This is a genomic window from Amycolatopsis sp. NPDC114484 (assembly GCF_055633755.1).
Window position 1 is genome coordinate 454,970 of the sequence record NZ_JBVKDQ010000001.1, and the last position, 24,987, is coordinate 479,956.

Genomic DNA, 24,987 nt, shown 5'->3' on the forward strand with positions numbered 1-24,987 from the left:
CTGGCCGAGCCAGGAGCCAGATGCACCTCGCCGTGCCCGGCGACCGCAGGAGGACCCCGGTCCCGCCTGGCCCGCCGATGACGCCCCCCGGCGCCCCGCGCCGCCCCGCCGTCCTCCCGCGGGCGGCCCGCGGCCGCCGCGTGCCCAAGGCGGTCCGGAATGGCCGAGCGGCGACGAGGGCGGTCCGCAGTGGCCCGCCGCCGACGAGCCGCGCCGTCCGCAGCGGATGCCGCAAACCCGCGCTCCGCAAGGCCGTCCGCCGCAAGGCCCCGGCCCGCAGGACCGTGGCTCGGGCACCCGTGCGTCGCAGATCCTCGACGGGCAGGGCGCGCCGCCGCCGCGCCGCCAGCCTCCGGGCGGACGGCCCGGGCCCCAGGGCGGTCCGAACGGCGGTCCGAACGGGAACGCCACCCAGGGCTTCCGGCAGCCGCCGCCGGGCGGACGGCCGCCCCAAGGCCGCCGGGTCCCGCCGCCGCCTCCGCCGTCCTATCCGGAGACCGACCGCGAACCGGACCTGATCACGCACGCCGCGCACAACGGCTACGCCCCGTACGACGACCGGTACGACGACGCCTACGACGACCCGTACGACGAGGAAACCCGCCTCGCCCAGTACTCGGACGACGCGGACTTCGAGGACGACCCGGAAGGCGAGGAGGACGGCAAGAAGAAGAGCAAGGCCGACCTCACGCCGAAGCAGCGGCGCAAACGCCGGTGGAAGATCATCCGGCGCGTGCTGTACGCGATGTTCGGCCTCTTCTTCGTGGTGCCCGCGATCGCGTTCGTGATCACCTACTTCACGGTCGACGTGCCCTCGCCGCAGGAAGTGCTCGCGAAGCAGAGCCAGCCGATCACCTTCTACTACGGCGACAAATCGGTGATGGGCCGGGTGGTCCCGCCGGGCGGCAACCGCGAACTGCTGCAGCCCAACCAGGTGCCCGAGGTCGTCAAGCACGCCGTGTACTCGGCCGAGGACGCGACCTTCGAGACCAACTCCGGCTTCAACGTGATGGCGATCCTGCGGTCGGTCTTCAACCAGGCGACCGGAGGCACCGGCGGCGGTTCGACCATTTCGCAGCAGTACATCAAGCAGGCGACCAAGAACGACGCCCCGACGCTGACGCGCAAATGGACCGAGCTGGCGAAGTCGTTCAAGCTGAACAACGAGACGTCCAAATCGGACATCATCACCGGCTACCTGAACATCGTCTTCTTCGGCCGCGGCTCGAACGGCGTCGCCGCCGCTTCGAAGGCGTACTTCGGCAAGGACGTCGGACAGCTCAACGCGTCCGAGGCGGCGCTGCTCGCCGGGATGATCCAGGGCCCGAGCCGCGACCGCGACACCGCGTACGTCCAGAAGCGGTGGAGCTACGTGATGGACCAGATGGTGGCCAACCACTGGCTCTCGCCCGCCGACCGCAAGGCCGCGCAGCTCCCCACGATGATCCCGCGCGACGCGCAGCAGAAGCAGGACGCGGGAACGCTGGACTACCACATCCGGCAGCGCATCGTGCAGGAGCTGGAGGCAAAGGGCTACGACGAGGACAAGCTGTACTCCACCGGCGCGAAGATCTACACGACGATCGACCCGAACGCCCAGAAGCTCGCGGAGCAGTCCATCCAGGACAATATGGAGGGCCAGACCGACGAGAACCTCAGAGGAGCGCTGGTCGCCGTCGACCCGAGAACCGGGGGCGTGCTCGCCTATTACGGCGGGCCGACCACGGTGAAGAACGACGCGGGCAAGGACACGCTCGCCACGGACTGGGCGAATGTGCCGCAGAACCCGGGCTCGTCCATGAAGGCCTTCGACCTCACCGCCTGGCTCAAAATGGGCAAGGGACTCGGCGAAACCTTCGACGGCACCGACCGGCGGGAACTCGGCGGCCGAGTGGTCCGCAACGCGGGCGAAAGCTCCAGTTGCGGTCCGCAGTGCACGGTCAAGAAGGCCATGGAGGTCTCGGCGAACACCGTGTTCTACGACATGGTGCTGAACTGGACGAAACCGGCCAGGGTCGCGGAGGCCGCGAAGGAAGCTGGCGTGCAGGCCGCCCCGAAGGGCAAGGCCAAGCTCGGCACGAGCGACGCCAACATCGCCCTCGGCGGTGGCGCCACCGTGGTCACCCCGGAGGACATGGCCGCCGGGTACGCGTCGTTCGCCTCCGGCGGCGTCCAGCGCGCCCAGCACTTCGTCTCGAAGCTCACGAACTCCCAGGACGAGGTCATTTTCGACGACTCCGCCGGGCAGGGAAAACCCGCGTTCGACGACAACGCGGACAAGAGCAAGCAGATCGCCGGGAACGTCACCGACGCGCTCGGCCCGGTCATCGCCGAATCGCACCTGAAGTGCCCGAGCGGCCACGAGTGCGCGGGCAAGACCGGTACCCAGCAGTACGACCCGAAGGACAGCGACCCGGCCTCGTACAAGGATCGCAACGCCCAGACCTGGATGGTCGGGTACACGCCGTCGGTGTCGGCCGCGGTCTGGATCGGCGGCGACGGCAACAAGGCGCTGCACGACAAGAACGGCAAGCCGATCTTCGGCAAGACGATCGCGGGCCCGGCCTGGCAGGACTTCCTCACGAACTACCTGAAGGACAAGCCGGGCGAGAAGTTCGACAAGGTCGACCCGATCGGCAAGGACGCCGACCAGGTCGTCACGTCGAGCAAGGCGGCCCCGCCGCCGCGCGAAACGTCCAGCGAGCAGGCACCGCCGCCGACCACGGAGTCCTCGTCGGCGCCGCCGTCCACCTCGTCGCACCCGCCGTCCTCGACGACGACCAGCCCGACCCGGCCGAGCGGCATCTTCGGCGGCGGCACCGAACCCGGCAACCCGGGCAGCGGGGGCGCTCCCGTGGTGAACGGCGATCCGCCGAGACGCACCGGCTGATCCGCGACCGCGCGCTGTCAAGAGGCTCCTCTCCGCATCGGAGAGGAGCCTCTTTTTGCCGGTACCGCCCCTCGATGGGTGCGGTAGGTTCACCGACGGTCTCCCTCCCCCGAGAAGGGGATCGGCCAGGCGAGTGAACCTCGACCGGGGTTGGCGCGTCTGGTGCTCAGAGGGCCTTCTGCGTCCGCAGCTCGCCCGCGTCCGAGAAGAGGATCCGCAGTGAATGACGACCGCAGCCGCTCCTGGCCCGACCGGGATCCCGACCCGCGGCGTCAACCACCTCCCTCGCAGTCCGGGCCGCCGCCGTGGGCCCGCGGCCCGCAACGCCCCGCCGCCGGTCCGGCCGGTCCCGCTGGTCCGGCGGGGTCTCCGCCGCCGGGACGCCGTCCGCCGCCGCCCGGTCGCCGCCCGGTCCCGCCGCCGCAGCGCGAACCGGAGCTGATGACCCACCGGATGGTCGAGGACGACTACCGCGATCCGGGTTACCGCAACGCCGATTACCGGGACGCCGACTACCGCGACGAGGGCCCGCTCGATCCGGACGACGGCTATCCGCCGGAAGCCCTGGACAAGAAGGGCCGCACGCCCGAACAACGCAAGAAAAGACGCTGGAAGATCATCCGGCGCTGTTCGTACGCGTTCGTCGGCCTCTTCATCGTGATCCCGGCGATCGCGTTCGTGATCACTTACTTCATGGTCGACGTGCCCTCGCCGCAGAGCGTCGCGCAGGGCCAGAACCAGGCCGTCACCTATCTGTACGCCGACGGCAGCCCGATGGGCAAGGACGTGCCCTCCGGCGGCAACCGGCAGATCCTCACCCCGGCGCAGATCCCGGACGTGGTGAAACACGCGGTGATCGCGACCGAGGACTCGACGTTCGAGACCAACTCCGGCTTCGACGTCACCGGCCTGCTGCGCGCGGCGTTCAACCAGCTCACCGGCAAGGCGGGCGGCGGGTCCACGATCTCGCAGCAGTACATCAAGAAGGCCACCGACAACGACGCCCCGACGCTCACCCGTAAATGGACCGAGCTGGCGAAGTCCTTCAAGATGAACCAGACGTACGAGAAGCAGGACATCATCACCGCGTACCTGAACATCATCTACTTCGGGCGCGGGGCGTACGGCATCGGCGCGGCGTCGCAGGCCTTCTTCCACAAGGACGTCTCGAAGCTCGAATACTCCGAGGCCGCGCTGCTCGCCGGGCTGATCCAGCAGCCGGGCCGTTCGGAGAACCCGAAGGTGGCGCAGGGCCGCTGGAACACCGCGCTCGACCGGATGCTCGAGAACAAGTACATCACCGCGCAGCAGCGGCAAGCGGCACAGTTCCCGCAGGTGATCCCGCTCGAGGAATCGAAGGACGACGCGAACGCGCCCTACAAGTTCATCACCACCCAGGTGAAGGCCGAGCTGGCGCAGCACGGCATCGACGACGACAAGTACTTCGCGGGCGGCTACACGGTCCAGACCACTATCGACAAGCACGCCCAGGAGGTCGCGACCCAGGTGGCGACCGACGCGCTGAAGGACCAGTCCGACGACCGGCTGCTGGATTCGCTGGTGGCGGTCGATCCGAAGACCGGCGGGGTGCTCGCGTACTACGGCGGGCCGGCGACCGTTGAGGTCAACGGGAAGAAGCAGGGCGCTCGCGACTGGGCGAACACGCCGCAGAACCCCGGTTCGTCGATGAAGGCGTTCGACCTCACCGCGTTCCTCAAGATGGGCAAGGGAATCAACTCGACCTTCGACGGCAGCAACAACCGGGTCTTCGACGGCCGGGTCGTACGCAACGCGGGTCCCAGTTCCAGCTGTTCCGGGCAGTGCACGGTCGCCGAGGCGATGAAACGGTCGGCGAACACGGTGTTCTACGACATGGTGCTGAACGAGACGCATCCGGGCCCGGTCGGGCAGGCCGCCCAGGAAGCGGGCGTGAAGACCAAGGACAGCGGCGGCAAATCGCTGATCTCCACCGCGGACGCCAACATCGCGCTCGGCGGTGGGAACACCCAGATCACGCCCGCGGACATGGCCAGCGCGTATGCGACGTTCGCCGCCAACGGCATCCAGCGCGACCGGCACTTCGTGCAGAAAGTGACCAACTCGCAGAAGGAGGTCGCCTACGAGGCACAGCCGAGCGCGGGCAAGCCCGTGTTCGACAGCAGCGCGGACAAAGCCAAGCAGATCGCCGGCAACGTGACCATGGCACTGGGCCCGGTGATCGACTTCTCGCACCTGAAGTGCCCGTCCGGGCACGAATGCGCGGGCAAGACCGGTACCCAGCAGCACACGAAGCGGCCGGGCGAACCGGCGTGGGCGGCGAACGCGAACGCGCAGACCTGGATGGTCGGCTACACGCCGTCGGTCTCGGTCGCCGCGTGGGTCGGCGCGGACGGCGACCAGGCGCTGCACGGTTCGGGCACGTCGCCGATCTACGGTTCGACGATCGCGGGTCCGATGTGGCAGAAGTTCCTCGACGGCTACCTCAAGGGCAAGCCCGCCGAGAAGTTCGACCAGGTGCCGCTGATCGGCGCTCAAGCCCCGCCGCCGCAGGGGGACCAGAACGCGGGCGACGAGCCGCCGCAGCAGACCAACAGCAACCAGCCGGACCCGGGCGACGACGGCAACGACCACGGCGGGCCGATCACCGGCGGGCCCACCCAGCCGCATTGGCCGAGCGGGCTCCCGCACTGGCCGTCCGGCAAGCCGACGTCGCCGCACAACCCGCCGAGCGGCGGTCCGTCGACAGGCGAGGATCCGCCACAGGAGTAAGGAAAAGGCCGTGGCCGCGACGGTGGGGGGAGGCCGTCGCGGCCACGGCCGTTCGGGGGCGGCGTCAGCCGCCGAGCGTGACCACGCGGCCTTCGGCGCCTGAGCGGTGCGCGGCTTCGATCACGCGCAACGCCTCGACCGCGCTCGCCGGGTCGACCGGGAAGTCCGCCTCGCCGCGCAGCGCGTCCCGGACCTGGGCGTAAAACGCTTCGTAGCAACCGGTTTCGGTCGGCACCAGTTCGGTGTCGTCGTTCACGCCGAGCCTTCCGGCGTCGCTTTCCGGCTCCACGCCCCAGCCGTCGTCGCCGGGGCGGAGACCAGCTTTGATCTGCGGCTCCTGGACGTCGAGGCCGTATTTGGTGAACGTCGCCTGATCGCCGAGCACGCGGAAGCGCGGGTTGCGAGTGCCGGCGAGCGCGGACGACCACAAGTGTGACCGCACGCCGTTCGCGTGGTGCAGGGCCACGAACACGTCGTCGTCCACCTGGACACCGGGACGGCGGCGGTCGACCTCCGCGTAAACCTGGGTGACCGGGCCGAACAGCTGCAGAGCCTGGTCGACGATGTGCGCGCCGAGGTCGTAGAGCAGACCGCCGGCTTCCGCCGGATCGCCGAATTCGCGCCAGTTGTCCTTGATCTTCGGCACCCAGCGGTCGTAGCGGGATTCGAAGCGGAAGACGGTACCGAGACGACCGGAGTCGAGCACCTTGCCGACGGTGCGGAAATCCGAGTCCCAACGGCGGTTCTGGAACACCGTGAGCCCGACGCCCTTGGCCTTCGCCGCGTCGACCACCTGCTGCGCTTCGGCCGCGGTCGGCGCGAACGGCTTGTCCACGACCACCGGAATCCCGGCCTCGATCGCGCGGAGGGCGAGCGGCACGTGCGTGCGGTTCGGCGTGGTCACCACGATCAGATCGAGGTCACCCGCACGGGCGAAAAGCGCGTCCGCGTCCGGGACCACTTCGGCGCCGGGGTGCTCGGCGCGCGCCTGCGCGGCCCGATCCGGGTTCGCGGTCACCAGCACGGCCGGGACCAGGCCCGGCGTCGCCGCGACCAGCGGCGCGTGGAAGATCCGGCCGCCGATCCCGTATCCGAGGATGCCGACCCGCGCGTCATCAGCCATGGCCCCTATTAAACAACACTGTTGCGTAATAGGCCACCCGTCCGAGATGATCGGCCGATGGCGGAAACCGGCGTCAACCTGCGCGGGCTGCGACGCCACAACCGCGCGCTGCTGCTCGGGCACATCCTGCGCGCGGGCGGGCTGAGCCGGGTCGAGCTGGCGCAGCGGTCCGGGCTGACCCAGCAGGCCGTGTCGAAAATCGTGTCCGACCTGCTGCCGGAAGGGCTGCTGGACGTCGAACGCCAGGCCGCGGCCGGGGTCGGCAAACCGCGCACGATGCTGCGGCTGCGCGCGGAAGCCCGCTGCGCACTCGGCGCGCAGCTCGACCGGGACGGCTACCTCGTGCTGCGCACCGGTCTGACCGGCGAGGTCGAGGACATCGTGGAAGGCCCGCTGCCGATCGGATTCAGCCCGGACGTCGCGGTGACCGCGATCGCCGAGGGCGTGCGCAAACTGCTCGCCGACGTCGATCCAGCGCGCGTGCTCGGGCTCGGCGTCGGCGCGGTGGGACCGCTCGACCACCACGCGGGCCGCGTCCGCGACGCCACGAACATGCCCGGCTGGCACGACGTCCCGCTGCGCGATCTGCTCTCCGAACGCACCGGTCTGCCGGTCACGCTGGACAAAAACACCAATTCCGCCGCCTTCGCGCACGCCTGGCCGGAAGAAACCGCGGCAGCGACGGCGGTGGTGCTCGTCGGCACCGGAATCGGCGTCGGGCTGCTGATCGACGGGCGCGTTTACCGAGGTCCGCGCACCAACGCGGGTGAGTTCGGCCACACCACCATCGCCTACGCCGGACCGCGCTGCGCCTGCGGCCGCCGCGGCTGCGTCGAGGTCATGCACCGCGCCGCGGGCACCCCGCACGACGCCGCCCGGCTGCTCGGCATCGGGCTCGCCGATCTGGTGCAGGTGCTCGATCTCGAACGGATCGTCCTGTTCGGACGGACGATCCGCGGCGCGCCGGAGGTCTACCGCGAAACCGTCGCCGGACAGCTGCGAGACCTGCTGCCGGTGCCGTACTGGCAGCGCATCGACGTCGAGTTGAGCGATCTCGACGAGGAGGCCGTGGCCCTCGGCGCCGCGTTCGAGGTGCTTGCCGGGTTTTACGAGGATCCGAAATGACCGGCAGCCCACTCGCGGACCGATAGCATCCCGACGTGTCCCGCGTCTCCGAACCCGCTGCCGCCGACGAGCCCGATGCGGCTCCCCGCACGCTCACCCCGGCGGAGCGGATCGCCCCCAGCCGGCACGACCCGCTGGTGGCCGCGGCGACGAGACCCGTCGGCGGCCCGATCGGCGCGCACGCGGCGGTAGGCAGACAGTGGTTCTGGTCGCCGCAGCGCGTCGGGCTCGCGATGGCCGTGCTCGCGCTGGTGGTGTGCTGGTTCGGCAAGGCCTCGTGCATCCAGCAGTACAGCGATTCCAACGGCGTGCACCAGCTCGACTGGCGCTCCGGCCGTCCGTTCGTCGCGATGTGCTACTCCGACATCGTCCCGCTCTACAGCTCGGAAAAGCTCGACGACGCGCACACCTTCCCCTATGTCACGTCGTGGAAGGAGGATTCGCAGACCGCGGAGAACCAGACCCGGTACATGGAGTACCCGGTGGTCACCGGCCTGTTCCAGTGGATCAACGCGAAACTCGCGGCGGGCTGGACCTCGGTCGCGAACGCGGGCTGGCTGCCCGGCGCGCTGCCGGTGGCGATCTACTTCAACATCTCCGCGTTCTGGCTCGCGCTCGCCTGGCTGGTCACCGTGTGGGCGACCGGGCGGACGACGAAACGCCGGCCGTGGGACGCGGTGCTCGTCGCCATCTCGCCGCTGGTGCTGGTCCACACCTTTACGAACTTCGACGCACTCGCCACCGCGGCCACCGCCGCCGGGATCCTGGCGTGGTCGCGAAAACGCCCGGAGGTCGCCGGAGTCCTCTTCGGACTCGGCGTCGCCACGAAGCTGTATCCGTTGCTGCTGCTCGGGGTGCTGTTCCTGTTGTGCCTGCGCGCCGGGAAACTGCGCGCGTGGAGCCGGACCGCGGCGTTCACCGTGCTGGCCTGGCTGGTGGTGAACGTCCCGTTCATCGTGGCCGCGCCACGCGGCTGGTGGGAGTTCTTCCGGCTCAACACCTTGCGCCCGATGGACCCGGATTCGGTCTACAACGTGATCTCCTACGCCACCGGCTGGGCGGGCTTCGACGGTGTGCTCCAAAAAGGACAGTCACCGACCGTGCTGAACATCGTGGTCGCGGTGCTGTTCGTGCTCTGCTGCGCGGGAATCGCGTATGTCGCGCTCACCGCGCCGCGGCGGCCGAGGTTCGGGCAGCTGGCCTTCCTCGTCGTGGCGGCGTTCCTGCTGACGAACAAGGTGTGGAGCCCGCAGTACTCGCTGTGGCTGGTCCCGCTGGCGGTGCTGGCGATCCCGCGCTGGCGGCTGTTGCTGGGCTGGATGGTCATCGACGCGGCGGTGTGGGCGCCGCGGATGTTCTATTACCTCGGCGTCGACCACAAAGGACTGCCAGCGGGCTGGTTCCTCGGCGGGGTGGTCATTCGCGACCTCGCCGTCGTCGGGCTGTGCGTGCTGGTGATCCGCGAGATCTACCGTCCGCGCACCGATCTGGTCCGGCTCTCCGGCGACGACGACCCGGCGGGCGGCGTGCTGGAGCGGGCCCGCGACAAGGTCACCTTCGCGCCCTTCCGCCGCTCCCGCACCGAACAACCCGTCGCCTAAGCCGTGAGGGGAACCCTCACGGACTCTGATTCCCCCAGGGTTCCCCTCACGGACTTCAAGCGAGCTGTTTGCGCAGGTACGCGATGTCGGCGGCCTGGCCTTCGCCCGGCGTCTCGACGACCACCGGCGCGCCCGCCTGGCGCACGACCTCGGCGAGCAGCTCCGGTTCGATCGTGCCGTCGCCGTCGATCACCGACGCGTGCCGGTCACGGTTGGAACCGTGCTCGTCGCGGGAGTTGTTGCAGTGCACCAGGTCGATCCGGCCGGTGATGGCCTTGACCTTCTCCACCGCGGTCGCGAGATCCCAGCCCGCCGCGTAGGCGTGGCAGGTGTCGAGGCAGAAGCCCGCGCCGAACTCGCCGACCTTGTCCCACAGCCGGGCGATCACGTCGAGTTCGCGGGTCATCGCGTTGTCGCCGCCCGCGGTGTTCTCGATCAGGATCGGCACCGCGAAGCCGCCTTTTTCCGCTTCGCGCTCGAAAAGCTTGCGCCAGTTGACCAAACCCTCCTCGACGTCGTCGCCAGCGCCGACGTGCCCGCCGTGCACGATCAGGCCCTTCGCGCCGATCGCGGCGGCCCCGTCGGCGTGCTGGGTGACGTTCTTGCGGGACGGGATGCGGATCCGGTTGTTCTTGGACGCGACGTTGATCAGGTACGGCGCGTGGATGAACACCTCGACCGGGGAGGCCTTGATCTCCTCGCCGTGCGGATGCGGTTTCGGTGCCTTCCACCCCTGCGGGTCGGAGAGGAAGAACTGGACGACGTCGGCTTCTCGCTCGGCGACGGCGGCCAAGGGATCGTCGTCGCGGACATGGGCGCCAATCTGCATGCCCTGACGCTACTACCGGGGGAATCGCCCCCTTCCGCCCCAGTTGGTGACGCTCGTGGAGTACCGTGAGCGCGTTCCGTGACCCATTCGGAGTGAGCAAGTCGGGGGAGGAAGGCATGCGGAAGCGCGCTGGACGGATGACCGCACTGGGAGTCGCGCTCGCGGCACCGCTGCTGTCCGCGGCCCTTGCCTTTCCCGCCGCGGCGTCCGCGGACCCGAACCCCACTCTGAACGGCGACTGCGAATCCACGCTGCAGAACGGCAAGAGCGGCAACGGTCTCGCGCTCGACGCGGGCGCTCCGCTCAACGCGCCGAACCGGCTCACTGTCGGCCTCGATTCGAAGGCGAAGCAGACCGACGGCAACAACACGTTGCTCACGCTTCCCGTCGGCGACACCGTCCGCACGTTGGGCGTCGGCGAGGTCCCCGCTGTCGGTGACACAGCGGCGAAGGACACTTGCCCGATGCTGCAGGCCGTCGCGAACGGCGTCGGCAATGCCACCCAGGGACTGGTTGGCGGCGTACCGCCGCTTGTTCCGACGCCGACGCCCAAGCCGCCGAACCCCACGCCGCCCACGCCCAACCCGCCGTCCCCGGCTCCCGGCCCCGGCCCCGGCGGTCCGGGCCAGCCCGTCCCCGGCGGCGACACGCTCGGCCCGGTGACGTCGGTCGGCGGACTGTCCGGCCTCGACTCGGTGTCCGGCATCTTCTCCGGAGCGGCGATGCTCCCGGCGACTTTCGTGCAGGCCCCGCTCGTCACCCAGGTCGTCCCGGGCCAGCTGCCGCAGCAGGACCAGGTGCCGACGGTCGACGCGAAGAAGTCCGGCACCGCCGAGGCGCTGCCCGCGGCCAACCCGCCCGCCCGGCTGCCGCTGCTGATCGCCGTGCTGGCGCTCGCGATGGTGGCCGCCGCGCTGGTGCGCGCGTGGCTGCGCCGCAAGCCCGCCTGACGCCCGCATAGACACTGACTCTCAGTAGCGCCCGCTTCCACCCGAATGCCTGACCTCGGAGGGGAGGCGGGCGTTACTCGTCTTCGTTACCGTCGTTGTCCTCAGCAAGGCAGGTACAACGGACGCGGCGAAAGGGTCGACGGCCATGCAGCAGCACCGGGCACGGAGGGCCACCGCAGTGGGCGCCGCCGCTTTCGTCCTGGCCGGCTCCGCCGCGCTCGCCGCCCCAGGCACCGCGTCCGCGGACACCCTGACGCCGAAATGCGGCTCCACCATCACCGCCAAACCGGGCGACCACGTCAAGGCGACCACCCCGCTGCTCGGCCTCCCGCTGGACCTCGGCATCGTCGGCCAGGTCTCGGGCGTGCTCACCGGCACCATCGACGCGCTCCTCGGCGCGGTCTGCAAGGTCACGGTGAACGTGGTCAACACCGTCGTCGCGCCGGTCCCGGTGGTCGGCGCGCCTGCCGCGAGCGCGGTCAACAGCGCGGTCGCGGGCGGCACCAACGCGGTGCAGCAGGGCGTCGCCGCCGTCGGCCAGGGCTTCAGCGGCAGCCAGCCGGGCAAGCAGAACCCGGGCCCGAACCCGCAGCAACCGCCGTCCGGCGGCAATGGCGGCAGCCCGCAGCAGGGCGGCTCGCCGGGCCAGCAGTCCCAGATGCCGGGCTCCACCAGCCCGGTCCTCGGCGATTTCGGCGGCGCTGGCGGCGGGGCCGCGCCGTTCTCGGCTTTCCTGCCGAATTTCAGCAATTTGTCGTACGGCTACAGCACCGGATACGCGCCGATGCGCGATTACAGCGGCATCCCGATGGCGATGGCCGGATTGTTCAGCCCGTCGCCCTCGCTGCGCTACGGCAGCCAGATCCCGGGTTACGCGCCGCAATACGGCGTTTCCAACCCGGACGGCTCGGCCGGCGGCGACCGCACGATCCAGAACGCCGGTAACGCCGAAGCCTTGCCCGGCACCGGCGGCAACCACACGAACGGGTTGGACTGGCCAGTTCTGGTGGCAGTTTTGGCACTCTCCGGAGTCAGCGCGGGCCTGGTCCGCACCTGGGTGCTCCGCCGAATGGCCGCTGCAGGTTAAGCCAACTCACCAGTATCTTTACCGGAGTCCATTCGTTGTTCCTGATGCGACGAACCATGCCCACGGACCCCGGAGGATAGTGCTCGTGCGGAAAATCCCCACCTGGAAGCGAACCCGTCGAGCACTCACCGTCACCGCTCTCGCCGCCCTCTTCACCGGCGGCACGTTCCTGGGCACCGGCACCGCGTCCGCCGCGACCACGCTCGCGAACCAGTGCAAGGGCGCGGTCACCGGCGGCATGGGCGATTCGGTCGCGGTGCCCGGCTCGGCGGTCAAGGAGATCGTCCGCCAGTCGGCCAAGGACCAGGTGACCTTCTGGAGCTTGGCCACCGTCTGGCCGGACTCGCTGGCGAACGCCATCGCGAACAAGGGCAACCTGCAGGTCGGCGCGATCCCGAACGCCGCGGGCGGCACGATCGGCGGTGACGCGATCGGCCAGGTCGTCTCGAACGCACTGAAGAACGAGTGGGGGCTCGGCGTACTGCCGGACACCAAGACCAAGGTGCTGAACGGGATCCGCAGCGGAGTCGCGTCCGCGTGCGGGCTCACCACGACGGCGAACAACTACCAGGCACCGTCGTCCCCGAGCTCCCCGTCGAACGGCGGCACCCAGTCGAACGGGAACGCGCCCGCGCAGAACGGCGGCGGCAACCCGCTGGGCAACTACCAGCCGGGCTCGACCGGGATCGCGCCGCCGCGCGACTACGGCGGCATCCCGACCGCGACCCCGGGCAGCCCGGGCGCACTGGGCACCGCGATCGCCCCCGGCGCGCGCTACGGCACGCTGCCCGGTTCCGGCGCGCTGCCGCAGCAGCCCGCGGCCGGACAGGACCCGCAGGGTCAGCAGGGCCCGGACATCCGCAACGCGGGCAACGCCGAATCGCTGGCGAGCCAGGGCCGGCCCTCCGACGTCCAGCTGCCGATGCTGCTCGCGGTGATCGTGCTGGCCGGCGTCACCGCCGGGCTGGTCCGCACCTGGGTGCTGCGCCGCGTCAGCTGACCCGCCGGACGGGACTGTCGGACCCGCCGGGTACGCTTACCTGGACAAACCCTCCTGTCACGGAATCCGCCGTGACCGCGAGCCCATAGGAGGTGAGTGGTTATGTCACGCCATTACGAGGTAATGGTCATCCTGGACCCGACGCTCGACGAGCGTACGGTCGCGCCCACGCTGGACAACTTCCTCAACGTGATCCGCACTTCGGGCGGAAGCGTCGAGAAGGTCGACGTCTGGGGCCGCCGTCGCTTGGCGTACGAGATCAAGAAGAACGCCGAGGGCATCTACGCGCTGCTGGACCTGAACTCGACGGCCGACGCCGTCAAGGAACTGGACCGCCAGCTGTCGCTGCAGGAAACCGTGCTGCGCACCAAGGTCATGCGCCGCGAGGTCAAGGCCGCGGCCAAGCCCGCGCCCGCCAAGGCCTGATCCGAGCCCGATCCGAAGGGACGCCATCCGTGGCTGGAGACACCGTCATCACCGTGGTCGGGAACCTCACGTCCGACCCGGAGCTGCGCTTCACCCCGTCCGGTGCGGCGGTCGCGAACTTCACCGTCGCGTCCACCCCGCGCACGCTCGACCGCCAGAGCGGCGAGTGGAAGGACGGCGAGGCGCTGTTCCTGCGCTGCAACATCTGGCGGCAGGCGGCGGAAAACGTCGCCGAGTCGCTCACGCGGGGCGCCCGCGTGGTGGTGCAGGGGCGGCTGAAGCAGCGGTCTTTCGAGACCAAGGAAGGCGAGAAGCGCACCGTCGTCGAGCTCGAGGTCGACGAGATCGGCCCCTCGCTGCGCTACGCGACGGCGAAGGTCAACAAGGTCAGCCGCGGTGGCGGCGGCGGCGGTGGTGACTTCGGCGGCGGAGGCGGCGGCGGCTTCAACGGCGGCGGCGGAAATCGCGGCGGCGGCGGCAACAGCGCGCCCGCAGACGACCCGTGGGGCTCGGCCCCGCCCGCGGGCGGTGGCGGCGGAGGCTTCTCCGACGAACCCCCGTTCTGATCTCATTTCTTTCTAGAATTCCAGGAGTACAACAGTGGCCAAGCCACCCATTCGCAAGCCCAAGAAGAAGGTCTGCGTGTTCTGCAAGGCCGAGAAGAAGGGCCGCCCGGAGACGATCGACTACAAGGACACCAACCTGCTGCGGAAGTACATCTCCGACCGCGGCAAGATCCGTGCCCGTCGCGTCACCGGCAACTGCAGCCAGCACCAGCGCGACATCGCCATCGCGGTGAAGAACTCGCGCGAGATGGCGCTGCTGCCCTACACGTCCACCGCGCGCTGAGGGGAGTCATAGTCATGGCGAAGATCATTCTCACCACCGACGTGGCGAACCTCGGCGGCCCCGGCGACATCGTCGAGGTCAAGGACGGATACGCCCGCAACTACCTGCTGCCGCGCGGCTACGCCATCGTGGCCAGCAAGGGCGCGGAGAAGAACGTGCGCACGATCCAGCGCGCGCAGGAATCCCGCCGCATCCGCGACCTCGACCACGCCAAGGAGATCAAGGCGACGCTCGAGGGCCTCGGCGCGATCCAGCTGACCGGCAAGGCCGCGGCTGGCTCGAAGAAGCTGTTCGGCTCGATCACCGCCGGCGAGATCGTCGACGCGATCAAAGCGCAGGGCGGCCCGCTGCTCGACAAGCGCGTCCTCGACCTGCGCGACCACATCAAGACGGTCGGCAAGCACTCGGTCAACGCCCGCCTGCACCCGAACGTGAAGGTGGACCTCCGGCTCGAGGTCAAGGCCGTGGCCGCGAACTGACGCTCGCGTCCTTTTTTCCGCGAACCGCCCCCGGGGATTCTTCCCCGGGGGCGGTTTCGTTTCGGCGGACTTCCCGCAGCTCGGACCGCCTCTCGAAACAACTGAACGCGAAGCGGGAACCAACTGGCGTGCGTTACCATCCAACTTGCTGATCTCGCCGCTTGGGGAGCGAGAACTGTGCCAAAGGGGGTCACCGGATGTCCGACGTACCACCGCCCGCGCCGATCATGGTCGGCGGATACGGATCCGCAGGCGGGTACAAATTCAGCGAGGACGAGGTCGACTCGGTCATCAAGCAGTGGGAAGACCTGCTCACGAACCTGAAGACGGACCTCAGCCACGCGCAGACGATCGCCGACGTCAAGCGTCCGGCTGACGAGTTCGCCAGCAACGACTTCGTCGACAAGGGCGCGAACCCGTCCGGGCAGACCCTGCTCCAGCAGCACCAGCGCATGGTCGACTACGTCACCAACTTCATCATCGCGTTGAAGGCCGCCAAGAACAAGATCACCGTCGCCGAGCAGGAAGCACGCGACGCCGCAAGCAAGACGAAGGTCTGAGCTGCTCATGCCGCACCGCACCACCCGGATCGCCACCACCGCCGTCATCGCTCTCGGCCTCCTGACCGCCTGCGGCGGAGGAGGAAAAACCGGCGGAGGCGACGCCCCCTCGCAAGCGCCCGCCAGTTCGAGCGCGGCCGGAGGCGGCTCAGGCCCGAAGGTCCCCGCCCCGCTGCCCACTCAGGACTTGCTGGGCGACAACCCGTGCAAGGTCCTCACCGACGCCGAGACGACCGACTTCGGGCTGGCCGTCCCGGGGAAGACGCTGACCGGAGACCTTCCCGGCTGCAACTGGACGTCGTCCGAGCAAAGCCTGAACTCCATCGGCCTCCGGGTGGCGCCGCAGAACAAGAACGGCATCAGCGACATCTACGACCAGAAGGCGGGGCAGGCCTACTTCGAGCCGGTGAGCGTCGACGGCTATCCGGGCGTCTTCACCTCCAAGGCCGATCTGCGGCCCAGCGGCAACTGCCAGCTGTGGCTCGGGGTTACCGACCAGCTCGCCATCACCATCACGCCCGCGATCGGGGTCGGCCCGAACAAGAGCAACCCCTGCGGTCTCGCGCAGAAGTTCGGGAACGCGGTGGTCAAACACCTCAAGGCTGCGAAATGACCACCAGGCAGCTGGTGCCCAGCACGGAAGGAATGGCTCATCATGGGGAATGACGCCAATACCGTAGGCAAGGAACTGAAATACGCGGCGGGCGGTGCCGTGGCCGGTGCCGCGGTCGGCTCTGTCGTACCGGTCGTCGGCACCGCGGTCGGCGCCGTCGCAGGCGCCGCGGTCGGCAGCCTCGTCGGCCTGTTCAGCGGAGGCCCGGACGCGAAGCTCGCCGAGGCGGACCTCGGCGGCCGGTCGATCGACGCGCGCACGATCTGGGAGAAGATCCACGTCGGCGACAGCTCGTCGCTGCAGGGCGGCGTCACCGCGGCCAGCAGCCTCAAGACCGTGCACAACGACCGGATCACCGAGATCGACGGCCTGAACAAGAAGATGGACGCCGCCTGGCAAGGTGGCGGCGCCACCGCGGCGGCAGCCGGCGCGCACCCGCTCGGCACGTGGCTGCAGGACTCGGTCAACAACCTCGGCAAGAGCCACACGTACCTGAACACGCAGGTCGACTGCTTCTCCACGGTCAAGGGCAAGGTCCAGGAAATCGCCAAGGACCCGCCGCACGCCGGGTTCCTCGACGGGATCAACCCGATGAGCGACAAAGACGACGAGATCAACAAGTACAACGAGGACGGCAAGGCCAACGTCCAGGCCTACACCAACTACTTCAACGCCAGCGGCCAGAACGCGGGCGGGCTGCCGCAGTACAGCGCCTGGCAGGGCAACAACATCTCGAACCCGGGCGGCAACGGAGGCGACTTCGGCGGCGGTCCCGGCGGTTCGGGCGGCAACTTCGGCGGTGGCCCCGGCGGCGGTGGCGGCGGCTTCACCCCGCCGAAGGTGGACACGCCCAAGTTCACCCCGACCCCGCCCAACACCCCGCCGCACACGACGTTCCCCGGCGGTCCGGGCGGTCCTGGGCACGGCGGCGTCACCGACCCGACCGGCCACTACCCCGGCGGCGGCGACGGCACGACCACCTCGGGCTGGACGCCTCCGTCGACCGACGTGAACAAGTTCAACCCGAGCACCTTCGGCCCTGGCGGCGGTGCGGGCCAGTTCGGTCCGGGCGGCGGCGGTGGCGGCGCGGGTTCCGGCGCCGGCGCGGCCTTCGGTCCCGGTGCGTTCGGCGCGGGCGCGGGCTTCGGTCCCGGCGGCACCGGTTCCGGTGCGGCCGCCGGCGGCATGGCAGGCGGAGCCGGAGCGGGCGGCATGGGAGCCGGAGCCGGCATGCGCGGCGGCGCGGCGGGCAAAGCCGGTGCGGCCGGAATGGGCGGCATGGGCGGCGGCGCCAAGGGCGGCAAGGGCCAGGAGGACGAGGAGCACCAGACGAAGTACCTGGTGGAAGAGGACGCCAACGAACTCTTCGGCTCCGACCAGCTGACCGTTCCTCCCGTGATCGGTGAATGAGGCCAGCCGACGTGATCACGCTTGACCGACCCACCAAGTTCACCCTCCCGACGCTGTACAACCTGATCCGGCGCCGGGGCGGTGAGCCCCATCAGGCCATCGCCGAGATCCCGGTGTTCCACGACCCGGACGCCGAACGAAAGCTGGACCAGCAGGTCAACGAGGCGTTGACCGAGTCCGGCCTGATGGGACCGCGCGGCATGGACCGCGATCTGCTCGCGCTGATCGAATCCATCTCGCATCCGCAGCTGGAGTACTACGGCTGGTTCGACGGCACGTTCGAAGACGGCAGCCCCGGCAACTACTCGGTGCTGTGCGGCAGCGGGAACGGCGGCGGCTTCGGGCTGCTCCGGATCATCGGCGAGAACACCGTCACGGTGTCGCGCCAGCGGCCGGACCTGCTGCTGCAGACGTTCCTCGACCTCCTGCCCGCGGGCAGGGCGGCGTCCGGGCAGCCGCTCGTCACCAGCCGCAGCGAGTACGAGAGCGGCCGGTCCGCCGGGTCGGAGGACGTTTCGCAGCGCTCGATCATGCAGAGCGGACAGCGCACCGACCAGCTTTCGCCGCTCAAGGAGATCCAGCGGATCCTCAAGCTGCCGCGCACCGGCAGCGGCGCGCTGTACGTCGCCACTCGCCCGAACGGCGGACGGCGGCGGCGCATCCCCAAGCCGGTGAACTTCATCGACACCAGCGAGGGCCGGTGGTTGATGGAGGAGCGGCCGGGACAGGACTCGCTCATCGTGTTCACCCCGGGCACTCCGCAGGCGCTCTCCGAACGGCTGCGGCAAGCCCAGAGCGCCTTGGGCTGACGGCCTCGAGCGTTACTCCGGGTGGGGTTCCCGGCACGGCACCGAGAGGTGACCGGCCGGTGAACCTCACCCGGTTTCGCGTTTACACCCGGTTAACCTGCACTTTTCCCGGATTGGTCACCGTCCGCAGTCGCCGGCTGGGCCAGGTGTGGAATTCTCCTTCGTTCATCCCATCGGGTCAGTGATCTACCGTGCGTAGCAACCATCCACAGGGCAGTGGATCGCCGCCGGTGCGACACGCCGAAGAACCAGTTCGACACGACACGCCGGACGAGTTTTCGCGAAGTTCTCCACAGTCTCTGCACATGCCTTGACCTGCGGGTTTATCGAAGCCGATCAGCACTGTCCCCACTTTGTCCACAGGCTCACCGGCACCTGTGATTCGTTGCCCCCAGTCATCCACAGGTTGTCCACAGGACGGTCAACACCCGGAATTGCGCTCGTCCTTCCGGGGGATCTAGCGTGCGTTCGCGCCCAGTACTCCCGGTGGCCCCGCGTGGCGGTCACCGGCGCGGGGAACCGCCCGGTCCATCATCGAAGAGAGCCGGACGAGCGATTGGGAAAGCCGGGCAGACTCCGGCATACTCGAACAGGTGTTCGCCTTGACCGGCCTCCGCGCGAGGCGGGCGGCGGACGCGGTTCGGCACAGCACAGGCGCACGCGAGACAACGGGGCCGGCCGGAACGACGGCGGGGCGAGGGGAGGTGTCCGGGCAGTGGCGGTGACCGATGACCGCGGTCCGGCGTACGCGGAGTCCGATCCGGGTCCGAGCGACCCCGGCCCCGGCGGGTTCGACCGCCAGCCGCCGCAGGACATCGCGGCGGAGCAGTCCGTGCTCGGCGGCATGCTGCTGTCGAAGGACGCGGTCGCCGACGTCATCGAAGCGCTCGGCCCCGGCGATTTCTACCGGCCCGCGCACCAGGCCGTGTACGACTGCATCCTCGACCTCTACGGCCGCGGCGAACCGGCCGACCCGATCACCGTGGCGGCCGAACTGGAACGGCGCGGCGAACTTGGCCGCGTCGGCGGGGCGCCGTACCTGCACACCCTCATCGCGACCGTGCCCACCGCGGCTAACGCGGGCTATTACGCCGAGATCGTCTCCGAGAAGGCGGTGCTGCGCCGGCTCGTGGAAGCGGGCACGCGCATCGTGCAGTACGGCTATGGCGCGGCCGCGGCCGACGGCGCCAACATCGACGAGGTCGTCGACCGCGCACAGGCCGCGATCTACGACGTCACCGAGCGCCGCACGAGCGAGGACTACGTCGCGCTGGAGGATCTGCTCCAGCCGACCATGGACGAGATCGACGCGATCGCCTCGCGCGGCGGGCAGTCCCAGGGCATCCCGACCGGGTTCGCCGATTTCGACGAGCTGACCAACGGCCTGCACCCCGGCCAGATGATCATCGTCGCGGCCCGCCCCGGTGTCGGCAAGTCGACTTTGGGGTTGGACTTCGTCCGCTCAGCGTCCATCAAGCACGGCCTGACCAGCGTCATCTTCTCGCTGGAAATGAGCCGCACGGAGATCGTGATGCGCATGCTGTCGGCCGAGGCGAAAATCCGCCTCGCCGACATGCGAGGCGGCAAGATGTCCGATGACGACTGGACGCGGCTGGCCCGCCGGATGAGCGAGGTGTCCGAGGCCCCGCTGTTCGTCGACGACTCGCCGAACATGACGATGATGGAGATCCGCGCGAAGGCCCGCCGGCTCAAGCAGCGGCACGACCTGAAGCTCGTGGTCGTCGACTATCTGCAGCTGATGACGTCCGGCAAGCGCGTCGAATCGCGGCAGCAGGAAGTGTCGGAGTTCTCCCGTCAGCTGAAGCTGCTGGCGAAGGAGATCGAGGTGCCGGTGATCGCGATCTCCCAGCTGAACCGTGGTCCGGAACAGCGCACCGACAAGAAGCCGATGCTGTCGGACCTGCGTGAATCCGGTTCGCTGGAGCAGGACGCGGACATCGTCATCCTGATCAACCGCCCGGACGCCTGGGAACGCGACGACCCGCGCGCCGGGGAAGCGGACCTGATCCTGGCGAAGCACCGTGCCGGTCCGACGAGCACGATCGTGGTCGCACACCAGCTGCACTACAGCCGGTTCGCCGATCTGGCCCACGACTGACGCGCTGCCGGGGCCGGACGAGGCACCGCTCTGGCCCGCCTCCGGCTGGTCGTGACCGGCGAGGTCAGCGCGAGGTCAACGACGACGTCGAGCCCGCCCGGCTAACCCCGAGTGATCTCAGCGGTGTGCGCGGGCGTGTAGCGCTCGCCCATAACCTGGTCGCTCAGCGGGTCCAGCGCCGCCAGTGCCTCGGTGTCCAGAGCGAGCTCCAGCGCCGCCGCGTTCTGTTCAAACCGGGCCGGGCTGCGGGTGCCGGGAATGGTCGCCACCGCCACCCCGAGCCGATCGGCCTGCGCGTATACCCAGGCCAGCGCCACCTGGGCCGGGGTGGCACCCAGCCGGTCGGCGACCTCGCGCACGGTCTGCGCGATCTTCTCGTTGGCCTCGCCCGCCTCCCCGGCGAAGCGGGGGTTGGTGCTCCGGAAATCCTTCTCGCCCAGCGCCGAGCGGTCCAGTGCACCGGTCAGGAACCCGCGCCCGAGCGGCGAGTACGGCACCAGCCCGACGCCCAGCTCGGCCATCACCGGGGTGACCGCCTCGACGTCGCGGGTCCACAGCGAGTACTCGCTCTGCACCGCGGCGATCGGGTGCACCGCGTGCGCCCGGCGCAGCAGCTCGCCGTCGACCTCGGACAGGCCCAGATGACGGACCTTGCCCGCCTCGACCAGCTCGGCCATCGCCCCGACGGTCTCCTCGATCTCCACATCCTGAGGCGGGCGGTGGGCGTAGTACAGGTCGATCACCTCGACGCCCAGCCGCAGCAGCGAGGCGTCGCAGGCGCGCAGCACGTAGTCCCGGGCGCCGCGGATGCGACGTGCCCGGTCTCCGGCGCTGCGGTCGAGTCCGAACTTGGTGGCCAGCTGCACCTGATCCCGGCGGCCGTGGATCGCCCGGCCCACCAGCACCTCGTTGTGCCCGGTGCCGTAAGCGTCAGCGGTGTCCAGGAACGTGACGCCCAGCTCCAGAGCCCGGTTGATGGTGGCCACGCCGCCGTCCCAGTCGGCGGCACCATAGCTCTCGCTCATCCCCATGCAGCCCAGGCCCATCGCGCTGACGGTGAGACCGGGCGAGCCGAGCGTGGTTCGGGTGATCATGCGCGGATACTCCTCCTGCCCGGCGGACCGGGCGGTACCTCGAAGGCTGACGAACGCGTTCGACGCTAGGACGTGGAGCGCGCTCCAGGTCAAGCCGGAGGATTGGAGAACATCGGCTCACCGCAAGGCGTTCTCGACCAGTTCGACGGTTTCGCGGGGGTCCTCGACCTGAATGACCAGACGGGCGTAGCGCTCGTCGGCGAGTTCGACCACCACGGCCTTCGACGGATCCTTGACGTCCCAGAAGACCTTTTCGCCGTCGAGGTGGAACGTGCCCGCCGTGATCACGCCGGGCAGGTGGGCGCCCGGCGCGCGGATCCCCTTGGGATCGGCGGCGATGCCGGGGTCCGCGGTCGCGCCGCGGACGTGGGCCAAGGGGATGGTCAGGCTGCTCTTGAAGGCCCAGAGCTTGTCGAGACCCTCGATCACGACAACGAGGTCGTTGCCGTCGATGGAGACCAGTGCCATGTCTGTTTTCCTTGTCAGTTAAGAGGATCGAGCCGTTGGGTCAGCGCGACACCGGCTCCGTCGGGATTGCCGCGCAGGCGGAGGCCCAGCGCGGCGGACGTGAGAGCGGCGGCTAGTGCGGTGGAGATGTCGAGCGCGTCGGCGATCGCCTGGTCGAGCGTGGCCAGCGCTGCGGCCACCTCGGCTGCTACTTCCTCGTCGGCCGGTGCCCGTTCGACCGCCGCGAGCAGCAGCAGACCGAGGTCGGCCGACGTGAGCAGCCGCAGCACGGTCGCGGAATCCGTTGCCGCGGCGAGAGCTTCGGCCAAGGGACGGACGTCGTCGGCGAGGTGACGGCGCAGGGCGACCAGGTAGAGGCCGCGCTTGCTGCCGAACGTCTTGTACAGGCTGTTGCGGTGCACACCGAGGTGAGTGACGAGGTCGTCGACGGAAACTCCGTCGTACGCGCGGCCACCGAACAACTCCACGGCGGCGTGCACCACCTCGTCCTCGTCGAACGCCCTTCGTCTGCCCACGCCCCGACTATAGGATTTTGGGGAACGATCAGTCAAGAACGACCGTTCCCCGAAAGTAGCTAAGAAGCCGGCTGCCAGTCCGCGACCAAGTCCAGCAGTCCGGGGAAGCGTGCGTTGAGATCCTCCGCGCGCACCCGGCTGCGTCGCTCCAGCCCGTATTGCCGCTGCCGCAGCACGCCCGCCTCGCGCAACGCCTTGAAGTGGTGGGTCAGCGACGACTTCGGACGGTCGAGCCCGAACCAGCCGCACGGATGGTCGTACGCCTCGCGTTCCAGCAGCAGTTTCCGCACGATCGTCAGCCGCAGCGGGTCGCTCAGCGCACCCAGGACGCTCTCCAGCCGCAGGTCTTCTCGCGCCGGTTCGGGCAGGGGCGACGGGAGTTCGGCGGGCGGGACATCCGGATCGGTCACTGAGGACGAGCGCATGCCTTCATTCAACCACTTCAGTACGAGTTTAGTCGAACTACTGCTAGGTTCGAGCCATAGTTCGACTTATCTAGTACTGGAGGATCCATGACCGTCGTCGCCCCCTCGCGGGTCGGTAGCCCTTGGCTTGCCGCCTGGCCGGTCACCGCGGTGTTCGTGCTTTCGAACGCGCCCACCCCGCTGTATGTGCTGTGGCAGCACCGGCTCGGGTTCTCCGCCGGCACGCTCACGGTGATCTTCGCGGCCTACATCGCCGGATTGCTGGCCGCGCTGCTGGTGGCGGGGCGCGCGTCGGATCGACTCGGGCGCAAACCTGTTGTGCTGCCTGGTGTTTTGCTCGCGCTCGTCGCTTGCGGATTGTTCGCCGTCGCGACGTCGGTGCTCGCGTTGGCGATCGCTCGATTGCTGGCCGGGATCGCGGTCGGCATCACGGTGTCGGCGGGGATGGCGGCGGTCGTCGACGTCGGCGGACCCGAACGCGCTCGCACCTCGACGCTCGCGGCGTCTACCGCGATGGTGTTCGGGGCGGGACTCGGGCCGCTGCTTGCCGGGGCGCTGTCGGAAACCCTGCCGGGGCCGACGGTGACGATCTTTGCCGTTTCGGCTGCGCTCCTGCTCAGCGCGGCCTTCGTGGTCATTCGGCTACCGCTGCGGCGTCCGGTCGATTCCGGGGCGGGCGATTGGGTGCGGGTCCCCGCGGTGCCGCGGGCACAGCGCAAGTACGTCGCGCTCGGAATCGCGGTTTTCGCGCCGGGGATCACCTCGACGTCGTTCGTGCTTTCCCTCGGGCCGGCGTTGCTGGCCAACGTGCTCGGCACCAGCAATCGCCTGCTCGCCGGGGTGACCGCGTTCGTCATGTTCGGTGCGGCGACCGCGGTTCAGTTCGCGGCGAAGCGGCTGGAAGTTCGCGCCATCCTGCTCATTGGCGCGGCGACGGGGGTCGCCTGCATGGCCGCGTTGCTGGTCGCCGTGCACGCGCAATGGATCGCGGCCATCGTCGTGACCGCCGTGCTCGCGGGAGCCGCGCAGGGCCTCGGCCAACTCGGCGGACTCACCCTGATCAGCACCCACGTGCCCGAGCGGAGGCGCGCCGAGGCCAACGCTCTGCTCAACTTCGGCGGCTACCTCCCGGCGGCGCTGCTGCCCGTCGGCACCGGATACCTCAGCGACGCCCTCGGAATCGCTACCGGATCAACGATTTTCGCCGTGCTTCTCGCACTTGCCGCGCTCACGGCCGGCGGAATCGTCTGGCGGTCGGCCCGCTGACGATCAGGAACGGCCGCCTGGTTGCCAGTCGTGCACCTCGATCGCGGCGTAGCGCTCCGCGGTAAGGAGCCCGCGAGCCGCGTCGGCATCGGCGGCTTGCACCAGCGCTGCGGTGCCGAGCCAGGCAGTGCCGTCGTCTGACCACAGCGGGCCGTAGGCGATCAAGGCCTCCGTGGCGGCCGGTTCGAGGTCGACGGCGGGGCCGGAACCCAAGCCCAGCACCAAATACAGGTTGGCCGCCTCCGGATCGCCGGGGAACTCCCACATGGTGCGGCCGAGAGCGTTGTCCCAGCGGCGAATCAGGACGTCCCGGTAGGCACCGGCCTGGTAATTCGGTTCCGCGAAAGCGAATTCGCGCGCCGCGGCGGCGTCCGGGAGGTCGACGACGTGCACGCTCCCGGTCGGAGTTTCCCCGTCCAGAGTCGGGCCGCGCGCGATCAGTTCGGCGGCGAAACCGTCCATATAGGACCAATGTTCCTCGATCAGCTCGGCACGCAACGCGGCGGATCCGGGACGGTCGCGGTGGTAGCAGAAGAATTCCACGGGGAGAGTCTGTCGCACAAAGGCAGCCGCCGACGAT

24 protein-coding genes are annotated in these 24,987 nt (G+C 69.5%); 17 read left to right on the forward strand and 7 right to left on the reverse strand.

Features of this window, described 5'->3' with window-relative positions; all coding sequences use genetic code 11:
• Nucleotides 1-226: 226 nt before the first annotated feature.
• Nucleotides 227-2,890: a transglycosylase domain-containing protein gene (locus ACZ7SW_RS02255; RefSeq protein ID WP_470229228.1), complete on the forward strand. Its 2,664-nt coding sequence runs from the start codon at nucleotides 227-229 to the stop codon at nucleotides 2,888-2,890.
• Nucleotides 2,891-3,331: 441 nt separating this feature from the next.
• Nucleotides 3,332-5,659 carry a transglycosylase domain-containing protein gene (locus ACZ7SW_RS02260; protein ID WP_470228600.1) on the forward strand — a complete coding sequence of 776 codons (2,328 nt, stop codon included), beginning with the start codon at nucleotides 3,332-3,334 and terminating at the stop codon, nucleotides 5,657-5,659.
• A 64-nt stretch (nucleotides 5,660-5,723) separates the two neighbouring features.
• On the opposite strand, the gene ACZ7SW_RS02265 is transcribed toward ACZ7SW_RS02260, so the two are convergent.
• Nucleotides 5,724-6,782 (reverse strand): Gfo/Idh/MocA family oxidoreductase, encoded by a 1,059-nt coding sequence (locus ACZ7SW_RS02265; RefSeq protein WP_470228601.1) that lies wholly within the window; start codon nucleotides 6,780-6,782, stop codon nucleotides 5,724-5,726.
• A gap of 57 nt (nucleotides 6,783-6,839) precedes the next feature.
• On the opposite strand from ACZ7SW_RS02265, the gene ACZ7SW_RS02270 reads away from it, so the two are divergent.
• Both ACZ7SW_RS02270 and ACZ7SW_RS02275 read left to right on the forward strand, forming a co-directional pair.
• Nucleotides 6,840-7,907, forward strand: coding sequence for an ROK family transcriptional regulator (locus tag ACZ7SW_RS02270; protein ID WP_470228602.1), 1,068 nt, complete (start codon nucleotides 6,840-6,842; stop codon nucleotides 7,905-7,907).
• A gap of 35 nt (nucleotides 7,908-7,942) precedes the next feature.
• On the forward strand, nucleotides 7,943-9,508 hold the full coding sequence (locus ACZ7SW_RS02275; RefSeq protein WP_470228603.1) for a glycosyltransferase family 87 protein: 1,566 nt from the start codon (nucleotides 7,943-7,945) through the stop codon (nucleotides 9,506-9,508).
• 55 nt (nucleotides 9,509-9,563) lie between these two features.
• Here ACZ7SW_RS02275 and ACZ7SW_RS02280 read toward each other — a convergent pair whose 3' ends face one another.
• Entirely contained in the window at nucleotides 9,564-10,337 is a 774-nt protein-coding gene (locus ACZ7SW_RS02280) for a deoxyribonuclease IV (RefSeq protein WP_470228604.1), read from the reverse strand.
• Between the two features lie 116 nt (nucleotides 10,338-10,453).
• On the opposite strand from ACZ7SW_RS02280, the gene ACZ7SW_RS02285 reads away from it, so the two are divergent.
• From ACZ7SW_RS02285 to dnaB, 12 genes are all read left to right on the forward strand, one after another.
• On the forward strand, nucleotides 10,454-11,287 hold the full coding sequence (locus ACZ7SW_RS02285) for a hypothetical protein (RefSeq protein ID WP_470228605.1): 834 nt from the start codon (nucleotides 10,454-10,456) through the stop codon (nucleotides 11,285-11,287).
• Nucleotides 11,288-11,465: 178 nt separating this feature from the next.
• Entirely contained in the window at nucleotides 11,466-12,374 is a 909-nt protein-coding gene (locus ACZ7SW_RS02290) for a hypothetical protein (RefSeq protein WP_470228606.1), read from the forward strand.
• A gap of 79 nt (nucleotides 12,375-12,453) precedes the next feature.
• Nucleotides 12,454-13,374: a hypothetical protein gene (locus ACZ7SW_RS02295; RefSeq protein ID WP_470228607.1), complete on the forward strand. Its 921-nt coding sequence runs from the start codon at nucleotides 12,454-12,456 to the stop codon at nucleotides 13,372-13,374.
• Nucleotides 13,375-13,476: 102 nt separating this feature from the next.
• Entirely contained in the window at nucleotides 13,477-13,800 is a 324-nt protein-coding gene (rpsF, locus tag ACZ7SW_RS02300; protein WP_116206072.1) for a 30S ribosomal protein S6, read from the forward strand.
• A 29-nt stretch (nucleotides 13,801-13,829) separates the two neighbouring features.
• Nucleotides 13,830-14,366 (forward strand): single-stranded DNA-binding protein, encoded by a 537-nt coding sequence (locus ACZ7SW_RS02305; RefSeq protein ID WP_470228608.1) that lies wholly within the window; start codon nucleotides 13,830-13,832, stop codon nucleotides 14,364-14,366.
• A gap of 34 nt (nucleotides 14,367-14,400) precedes the next feature.
• The gene (gene rpsR / locus ACZ7SW_RS02310; RefSeq protein ID WP_009085242.1) at nucleotides 14,401-14,649 is read left to right on the forward strand and encodes a 30S ribosomal protein S18; all 249 of its coding nucleotides are present in this window, start codon (nucleotides 14,401-14,403) and stop codon (nucleotides 14,647-14,649) included.
• Nucleotides 14,650-14,663: 14 nt separating this feature from the next.
• A complete protein-coding gene (gene rplI, locus ACZ7SW_RS02315; RefSeq protein WP_009085244.1) occupies nucleotides 14,664-15,128 on the forward strand; it encodes a 50S ribosomal protein L9 in 465 nt (154 codons plus the stop codon).
• A gap of 197 nt (nucleotides 15,129-15,325) precedes the next feature.
• Complete coding sequence (locus tag ACZ7SW_RS02320; RefSeq protein WP_470228609.1) at nucleotides 15,326-15,688, forward strand: hypothetical protein; 363 nt, start codon at nucleotides 15,326-15,328, stop codon at nucleotides 15,686-15,688.
• Between the two features lie 7 nt (nucleotides 15,689-15,695).
• The gene (locus ACZ7SW_RS02325; RefSeq protein ID WP_470228610.1) at nucleotides 15,696-16,301 is read left to right on the forward strand and encodes a DUF3558 domain-containing protein; all 606 of its coding nucleotides are present in this window, start codon (nucleotides 15,696-15,698) and stop codon (nucleotides 16,299-16,301) included.
• 42 nt (nucleotides 16,302-16,343) lie between these two features.
• Nucleotides 16,344-17,711, forward strand: a complete 1,368-nt coding sequence (locus tag ACZ7SW_RS02330; protein WP_470228611.1) for a hypothetical protein — start codon at nucleotides 16,344-16,346, stop codon at nucleotides 17,709-17,711.
• 11 nt (nucleotides 17,712-17,722) lie between these two features.
• Nucleotides 17,723-18,520, forward strand: coding sequence for an ESX secretion-associated protein EspG (locus tag ACZ7SW_RS02335; RefSeq protein ID WP_470228612.1), 798 nt, complete (start codon nucleotides 17,723-17,725; stop codon nucleotides 18,518-18,520).
• Between the two features lie 715 nt (nucleotides 18,521-19,235).
• Nucleotides 19,236-20,639, forward strand: a complete 1,404-nt coding sequence (dnaB, locus tag ACZ7SW_RS02340) for a replicative DNA helicase (RefSeq protein ID WP_037809085.1) — start codon at nucleotides 19,236-19,238, stop codon at nucleotides 20,637-20,639.
• 101 nt (nucleotides 20,640-20,740) lie between these two features.
• On the opposite strand, the gene ACZ7SW_RS02345 is transcribed toward dnaB, so the two are convergent.
• From ACZ7SW_RS02345 to ACZ7SW_RS02360, 4 genes are all read right to left on the reverse strand, one after another.
• Nucleotides 20,741-21,733, reverse strand: a complete 993-nt coding sequence (locus ACZ7SW_RS02345) for an aldo/keto reductase (protein WP_470228613.1) — start codon at nucleotides 21,731-21,733, stop codon at nucleotides 20,741-20,743.
• A gap of 117 nt (nucleotides 21,734-21,850) precedes the next feature.
• Nucleotides 21,851-22,201, reverse strand: coding sequence for a hypothetical protein (locus ACZ7SW_RS02350; RefSeq protein WP_470228614.1), 351 nt, complete (start codon nucleotides 22,199-22,201; stop codon nucleotides 21,851-21,853).
• 14 nt (nucleotides 22,202-22,215) lie between these two features.
• Nucleotides 22,216-22,716 carry a TetR/AcrR family transcriptional regulator gene (locus tag ACZ7SW_RS02355; RefSeq protein WP_470228615.1) on the reverse strand — a complete coding sequence of 167 codons (501 nt, stop codon included), beginning with the start codon at nucleotides 22,714-22,716 and terminating at the stop codon, nucleotides 22,216-22,218.
• Nucleotides 22,717-22,775: 59 nt separating this feature from the next.
• Nucleotides 22,776-23,141 carry an ArsR/SmtB family transcription factor gene (locus ACZ7SW_RS02360; RefSeq protein WP_470228616.1) on the reverse strand — a complete coding sequence of 122 codons (366 nt, stop codon included), beginning with the start codon at nucleotides 23,139-23,141 and terminating at the stop codon, nucleotides 22,776-22,778.
• A gap of 87 nt (nucleotides 23,142-23,228) precedes the next feature.
• On the opposite strand from ACZ7SW_RS02360, the gene ACZ7SW_RS02365 reads away from it, so the two are divergent.
• Nucleotides 23,229-24,407 (forward strand): MFS transporter, encoded by a 1,179-nt coding sequence (locus tag ACZ7SW_RS02365; protein ID WP_470228617.1) that lies wholly within the window; start codon nucleotides 23,229-23,231, stop codon nucleotides 24,405-24,407.
• 3 nt (nucleotides 24,408-24,410) lie between these two features.
• Here the strand turns inward: ACZ7SW_RS02365 and ACZ7SW_RS02370 are convergent, their stop codons facing one another.
• A complete protein-coding gene (locus tag ACZ7SW_RS02370) occupies nucleotides 24,411-24,950 on the reverse strand; it encodes a YciI family protein (protein ID WP_470228618.1) in 540 nt (179 codons plus the stop codon).
• Between the last annotated feature and the right edge of the window lie 37 nt (nucleotides 24,951-24,987).